The organism is Ruegeria sp. AG7, from assembly GCF_056541545.1.
In genome coordinates this window covers 1-6,397 of sequence record NZ_JBQFYP010000036.1, presented here as the reverse complement: position 1 = coordinate 6,397, position 6,397 = coordinate 1, and the positions used below count along the sequence as shown (strand labels likewise).

Annotated in this window: 5 protein-coding genes; 4 read left to right on the top strand and 1 reads right to left on the bottom strand. The window is 55.3% G+C overall.

Annotation, left to right across the window (positions count from 1 at the left end):
• Nucleotides 1–263 precede the first annotated feature (263 nt).
• Nucleotides 264–1,859: a GMC family oxidoreductase gene (locus ACR0BF_RS20090; RefSeq protein ID WP_480483846.1), complete on the bottom strand. Its 1,596-nt coding sequence runs from the start codon at nucleotides 1,857–1,859 to the stop codon at nucleotides 264–266.
• A 109-nt stretch (nucleotides 1,860–1,968) separates the two neighbouring features.
• Between ACR0BF_RS20090 and ACR0BF_RS20085 the strand changes: the two genes are divergently transcribed.
• The 4 genes from ACR0BF_RS20085 to ACR0BF_RS20070 all read left to right on the top strand — a co-directional run bounded on the left by ACR0BF_RS20085 (nucleotide 1,969) and on the right by ACR0BF_RS20070 (nucleotide 6,088).
• Entirely contained in the window at nucleotides 1,969–3,207 is a 1,239-nt protein-coding gene (locus ACR0BF_RS20085) for a TRAP transporter substrate-binding protein (RefSeq protein ID WP_480625653.1), read from the top strand.
• A gap of 66 nt (nucleotides 3,208–3,273) precedes the next feature.
• Nucleotides 3,274–3,939 carry a TRAP transporter small permease gene (locus tag ACR0BF_RS20080; RefSeq protein ID WP_480487433.1) on the top strand — a complete coding sequence of 222 codons (666 nt, stop codon included), beginning with the start codon at nucleotides 3,274–3,276 and terminating at the stop codon, nucleotides 3,937–3,939.
• A complete protein-coding gene (locus tag ACR0BF_RS20075; protein ID WP_480547640.1) occupies nucleotides 3,939–5,297 on the top strand; it encodes a TRAP transporter large permease in 1,359 nt (452 codons plus the stop codon). The genes ACR0BF_RS20080 and ACR0BF_RS20075 overlap by 1 nt, the downstream gene beginning before the upstream one ends.
• An 11-nt stretch (nucleotides 5,298–5,308) precedes the next feature.
• Complete coding sequence (locus ACR0BF_RS20070) at nucleotides 5,309–6,088, top strand: IclR family transcriptional regulator (RefSeq protein WP_480487430.1); 780 nt, start codon at nucleotides 5,309–5,311, stop codon at nucleotides 6,086–6,088.
• Nucleotides 6,089–6,397: the final 309 nt, after the last annotated feature.

Genomic DNA, 6,397 nt, shown 5'->3' with positions numbered 1-6,397 from the left:
GGCAATGACCTCACGAGGGTAGCGAAAGCCCTTCAGACGCGGCATGCTGGATGGAATGTTCATTCATTGCATTTAGTCGTCGTCGAAATGCCAGACAACTTGGCAATACCGTCATGACTCATGAGTCATGAGTTAGGCAAAGCGCAAGTTGCGACCAGACTCCACCGACCAAACAGCTTGAGCTTGCGCGAATGGCGCACTGATCCATCGGTTGCGAGTGTTTTGGGCATTTTGCATGGCATGCGGACAAGACGGAGGGACTGTCAGGCATCTGCACTTATCAAGTCGCTTGCCTTTTCGCCTATCATAATTGCTGGCGCATTAGTGTTGCCACTGACGATATCCGGCATAATGGAGCAATCAGCTACCCTTAGGTTCTTTATTCCATGCACATTTAGTTTTGCGTCGACAACGGACATGCCATTGCTTCCCATCGCGCAAGTTCCGGTTGGGTGATAGATTGATGCGGTGTTGGATCTGGCCCAATCTAGCGTGCCTTCGTAATCGTCGCAACTCAGCTCTGCCGTCGGTCGAAATTCCTCGGAAATTTTTGAAGCCAGAGGGGCCAGTTTGGCAATCCCACGTGCGATATTCACGCCATCGACGATCGTTTTGCAATCCGTTTCCGTGGACAGGTAGTTAGGGACGATTTTGACGTGTTTAGACGGATCGGGACCGTTCAACCGCAATTCTCCGCGGCTTTCCGGGCGCAGTTGGCATACCGACATCGTGAACGCTGAAAACGGATGCACTCCCTCGCCAGGACTGTCAGCGGACCAGGGTTGGACGTGAAACTGAATGTCGGGGGTTTCAACCTCGGGGCGGGTTTTCATGAAACCGGTGGCAAGGCTGGCGGCCATGGTCATCGGGCCTGCGCGGAACAGCGCGTATTTCAGGGCAATTCGCGCCTGATTGAACAGGCTGCGGACTTCGTCATTCAAAGTCGGCTCGTTACATTTAAACACAAGCCGCGCCTGTAAGTGATCCTGCAAACCCTTGCCGACACCCGGCAGGGCGTGCAGCGGTTCGATACCGTTTTCCTTTAGATGATCTGGGTCTCCGATTCCCGACAACATCAGAATTTGGGGGGAATTGATCGCCCCACCGGACAGAATGATCTCGCGCCGGACTTTTAGAGTTTGTTCAGCACCCGAACGATCCCGATAAACCAGTCCGGTTGCCTTTTTCCCTTCTAAAACCACCCGCGCTACCAAGGCATTGGTAATGATGTTGAGGTTCTGACGACCCCGGATAGGTTTTAGATACGCCACGGCTGCGCTGCAGCGTCGACCATTGCGGGTGGTCAACTGAAAGTACCCGACGCCCTCTTGTTCGGCCCCGTTGTAGTCTGGATTGAACGGATAACCTGCGGCCTGCGCTGCAGCGACCCATGCGTCGCAGATGGGACGTTGGATGCGCATGTTGGACACAGACAAAGGTCCACCGACACCGTGGAATTCATCCTCGCCGCGCTCTTGATCCTCGCAGCGTTTGAACAGTGGCAACACGTCCTCCCAGCCCCAACCTTCGTTGCCCATCTGACGCCAACGGTCGTAATCCTCTTTCTGGCCGCGCACATATAGCAACCCATTCAAAGAGGATGACCCACCCAGCACCTTACCGCGTGGCCAATCGATGGATCGACCGTTCAGGCCGGGATCGGGTTCGGTCCGATAACACCAGTCGACCGATGGATTGTGCATTGTTTTGAAATAGCCAACAGGGATGTGAATCCACGGGTTCGTATCGCGGCCACCAGCCTCAAGCAGCGCAACCGTCGTATTGGGATCAGCGCTTAGCCGATTGGCAATGACACAGCCCGAAGACCCCGCGCCAACAACCGCATAATCCACCTCCATGACTGCCTCCTCCGAAAGTTGCTGAAAAAAACTCTATGCAAGTTGATCGAATTATACTAGCCTTTTTTGATACAAAACGTCTCAATAATTGTGATCAGGGAGGTAAGCAATGGAGATTGGTCGGAAACTAAGTGGTATTTCGCGTCGGGATTTCTTCCGAGTTGCGGGCCGTTACGGCATGAGCTCGACCTTATTGGCAGCAGGCGGGTTCGGTGGCGCAATGAGCCTGGCGAATCTGGCACAGGCTGCCGAATCAACTTACGAGAAACGCTTTTCGAAAGAACCGAAGCACAGGCTGAAATTCGGCGCGTCGGGCTTCAACACCCGCAACCTGCTGATTGAACGCGCAGGCGCAATCGAGTTCGCACGGGATCTGGAAGAGCGAACGGATGGCGAGATTCGGATTGAATTCATCGGTGACAATCAGATCTGCGGACAGTTGAGCTGTGTTGAGAAGACACAGCAGGGTATCGTCGACATCTATGCGGCATCGACCCAGAACTCTGCCGGCGGTGCGCCCTATCTGAACGTGCTGGATTACGCGTATATGTTCCCCAGTCGCGCGGCACAGTATCATTTCTTCTACAGCCCGGCGAGCCAGCGCATCCTGCGTGATCCGCTGGAGAAACGGCATGGGCTGAAGTTCCTGTTCACTCATTGCGAATTGCGCGGTCTGCAAATGGGATCGACCTTTTCAGACAAACCGACCGTCACCAAACTGGAAGAACTGTTTGGCACCAAAAACCGCGTGACCGGCACGCAGTTGGGCCGGATTGCGATGCAGTTATTGAACCTGAACCCGGTGCCGGTGGCATGGGAAGAGACTCTGGACGCGCTCAAGACTGGTCTGATCGACGGGGCCGAAACATGGGCCTCGGCCGTTGCCTATGCCAACATGGCGCCGGTGGTCTCGCAGTCAGTGAACCTGAAATTCTTCTGCGGAACCGAACATACCTCAATGTCAGCAAAGGTGTTTGATGGGCTGAGCGGCGAGTTACAGGATGCTGTGATGGAATCTTCGTACTTTACGCAGGCGCTGATTCAGGGCGCGAATGAGGCGGCGCTGTTGAACACCGTGGGCTTCTCGGACCCGCAACTGCCTGACACGATCTTTGCCGAAAACGGCGTGCGCCCGGCATTTCTGGCGGATGATCAGATCAAACTGGCCGAGGAAATGTGCGCCCCAAACTACAACCCCGAGCCCTGGGCGCAATGGCGTGAACGCCTGAACAAATGGGCAGGTGGCATCGATACCTATCAGGAAATCTATGACATCGCGCGTGAGATTCCAGCCGATACACTACCGGAAAATGTCGAGCCGCGCCGTTGGTGGAAGGGCGAAGCCTGATAAACTTACACGAACCGGCCCCAGGCGGGCCGGTTCATCCAATTACCGACTGGGAGGACGGGGTACATGTCGTTTTGGGCAGACATTGGCGCAATTTTCAGCGCCTTTCTCAGCCAGGATTCGTTCGAGATTCAATCCGCACTGGAATCCGACGCGACCTGGGTGTTGGGCGCGATTGTCTCGGCTCTGGGCGGGTTCGTGATCATGCTGATCTATCGGGCCGTGCCCTTCATTGAACGGCATCTGGAACGATCGGTAATGGTGTATTCCTACCTTGCCATTGCCTTGATCATCTTTTGGGGCGTGATCGACCGGTTCGTGTTCAACGATCAAGAGCCCTGGTCGACCACTATTCCGCCGCTGCTGTTCATGGTGATGGCGTGGTTCGGGGCCTCGTATAACGTCCGCCTACGTACACATCTGAGCTTTAGCGAATTCCGCTCTGCCATGCCGCGCAGTGGTCAATTGGCCTGCCTGATCCTTGACGCCTTGCTGTGGTTCATATTCGCAGTGATCGTCATCGTGACCACGTCCCGGCTAGTCGCCCTTTCGGCATCGAACTTTCAGATCGTTCTGGGGACTGACAATATCATGCAGTGGTGGTTCCTTCTGGCCGCACCACTGTCGTTCTTTCTGATGGTCGGTCGGGTGTTTCAAAACCTCGCCGACGATCTGCACAACTGGAAAACAGGTGAGCCGCTGATCAAGCAGGCCGTGATCGGAGCAGACTGATGACAGATGGAACCATGGTCACACTGATCTCGCTTGGGGTCACTTTTCTGTTCATGTTGGGCGTGCCGGTCCTGTTGGTCATCGGTTATTGGGTCATAGGCTGTTCATTTGTCCTTGGCCTGACGCTGGACAACATGGGTGCCGAATTGCTGAACGTGTTCAACAAGGGTTTTGCCCTGTTGGCGATGCCACTGTTCATCCTGACCGGAGACCTGATCAACAAATCGGGTATTGCGCGGCGTCTCAGCGATTTCGCCTATGCCTGTCTGGGCTGGATACGCGGCGGGCTGGCGATGGCCTCGCTTGGCGCCTGTGGGTTGTTCGCAGCAATCTCAGGATCCAACTCGGCGACGACAGCAACCATTGGCTCAATGCTGCATCCCGAGATGGTGAAAGGCGGCTATGACGAACGTTTCAGCGCGGCCACAGCGGCGGCGGGTGGTACGGTGGGCATCATCATTCCTCCGTCGATTATCTTTATCGTCTACGGATTTCTTATGAACCTGCCGATTTCCGAACTGTTCGTTGCAGGCATCCTTCCGGGGGCACTGATGGTCTTTGGCATGCAATTCGCGTGCTGGATCATTTGCCGCATAAACGGTTGGGGGCATCTGATCCCGTTACAGCTGAACCGAGTGTTGAAAACCGCCTTTGGTGCATGGCTTGGGTTCTTCGCAATTGGACTGGTGCTTTGGGGCATCTATACGGGCAAATTCTCTCCGACCGAAGCAGCGGGCGTGACGGTTGGATTCTGTGTGATCGCAGGATTGGTCAGCTATCCGATCAACCGGATCATGGGCGCGCGGAATGATATTTCGCCGACCGAGAAGAGCTATGCCGAGATGTTCGTAGTCGAAGGGTTTACTATCCCCGAGATCCCATCGATCGTGATCCGTTCGGCCCAGATCACCGGAATTCTTGCACCGCTGATCGCGATTTCGGTGGTGATGCAGCAGATCCTGTCCTTGCTTGGCGCACAGCAGACCATTGGGGATTTCGTAACCTCAATGGGTGGGTACCATGCGGTTCTGTTCACCTCGATGGTGATCGTCTTCTTCTCGGGCATGGTGCTGGAAAGCCTGCCTGTGACGATCATTCTGGCCCCGATCCTTGCCCCGATTGCGGCGTCAGTTGGAATTGATCCGATCCATTTCTCAGTGATCTTCCTCGTGGGGGCGTCTATCGGGTTCATCACTCCGCCATATGGCTTAAACCTGTATGTGGCCTCTGGCGTGACCGGAGTGCCCTATTTCCGGCTGCTGCGGTACACAGTACCTTATCTGGTCGCATTGCTGTCGGTGTGGATTTTGGTGTCACTTGTGCCCGATCTGGCCTTGATCCTGCTGCCAAATAACTAGACTGTTAAGGAATGGCCGCAACGGAAACACAAGATAAAGAGACACAGATACCGACCAACTTGCGCCTTCTTCTCATCCTTGAGGAGGTTGCGCGACGCGGGGTCGCCGTCAAACCGTCAGACCTGATCGAGTCACTGGGCCTGGCCAAGCCAACCATCCACCGCCTGTTGCAAACCGCAGAAGCCGAGGGCTTCCTGCAGCGCGATCTGGATGGGCGTTCATACGGCCCTGGACACCGGCTGCGATTGCTTTCGGTCAATACGATGTCTTCCGAGCACCTGCGTACGGCGCGTCTGGCGATCTTGCGCAGCGTCGCCGAGCAGGTTGGTGAAACCTGCAATCTCGCCATTCCAGACCGAGAGGGGATGATCTATCTGGACCGGGTGGAAACGAAGTGGCCACTGCGGATTCAACTTCCGGTTGGTACTCAGGTACCCTTCCATTGTACGGCCAGCGGCAAGATGTACCTGTCCACACTTCGGCAAAAAACGCTGGGCGGTTTTCTTTCAGCGGGAAATCTACAACCTCAGACGGAGCGCTCACTGACTGATCCCAAGTCGCTGCGAGCGGAGATCCAACGTATCACTGAGAATAGTTATTCCACCGATGACGAGGAATTCATGACCGGAATGACTGCCCTAGCTGTACCCGTTCAGGATGGGCAAGGCCGATTGGTAGGCACGCTTTCGGTTCACGCGCCGACACAACGTCATGACGTCAACAGTCTGATGTCGTTTCTGGGAATACTGCAAAAAGGGGCGGATGAGCTTTCGGCTCTTTTGACCGAGTGACTAGTACCGGAGATGACAGTCAAAACGTAAACTTTTTTACCAACTGCGAATTCGGTAATCGACCGGTTTGGAGAATTCTGCACCTCAGTGAGTGAGAATGTGATCAAAGTCCAGTGTGCGCCGTTCGTTCAGCGTTGTAGAGTCAACATTTGCGCACTGCTGCCATTCCTGGCTGGTGCAGCATCTGCCGCTCTGGGCTCACTGCCGACCTCGGAGCAAACGCAGCATCTGATCGCCCGGCTGGCTGGCTCCGATGAGGACGGCCCAAACCGGATGAGGTGGGTGGCTCCTGCTCCACCGGCATCGAAT

Excerpts from the sequence above, each read along its gene's own strand:
- ACR0BF_RS20080 (WP_480487433.1), top strand. The coding sequence starts at position 3,274 with ATGTCGTTTTGGGCAGACATTGGCGCAATTTTCAGCGCCTTTCTCAGC.
- ACR0BF_RS20090 (WP_480483846.1), bottom strand. The coding sequence starts at position 1,859 with ATGGAGGTGGATTATGCGGTTGTTGGCGCGGGGTCTTCGGGCTGTGTC.
- ACR0BF_RS20085 (WP_480625653.1), top strand. The coding sequence starts at position 1,969 with ATGGAGATTGGTCGGAAACTAAGTGGTATTTCGCGTCGGGATTTCTTC.
- ACR0BF_RS20070 (WP_480487430.1), top strand. The coding sequence starts at position 5,309 with ATGGCCGCAACGGAAACACAAGATAAAGAGACACAGATACCGACCAAC.
- ACR0BF_RS20075 (WP_480547640.1), top strand. The coding sequence starts at position 3,939 with ATGACAGATGGAACCATGGTCACACTGATCTCGCTTGGGGTCACTTTT.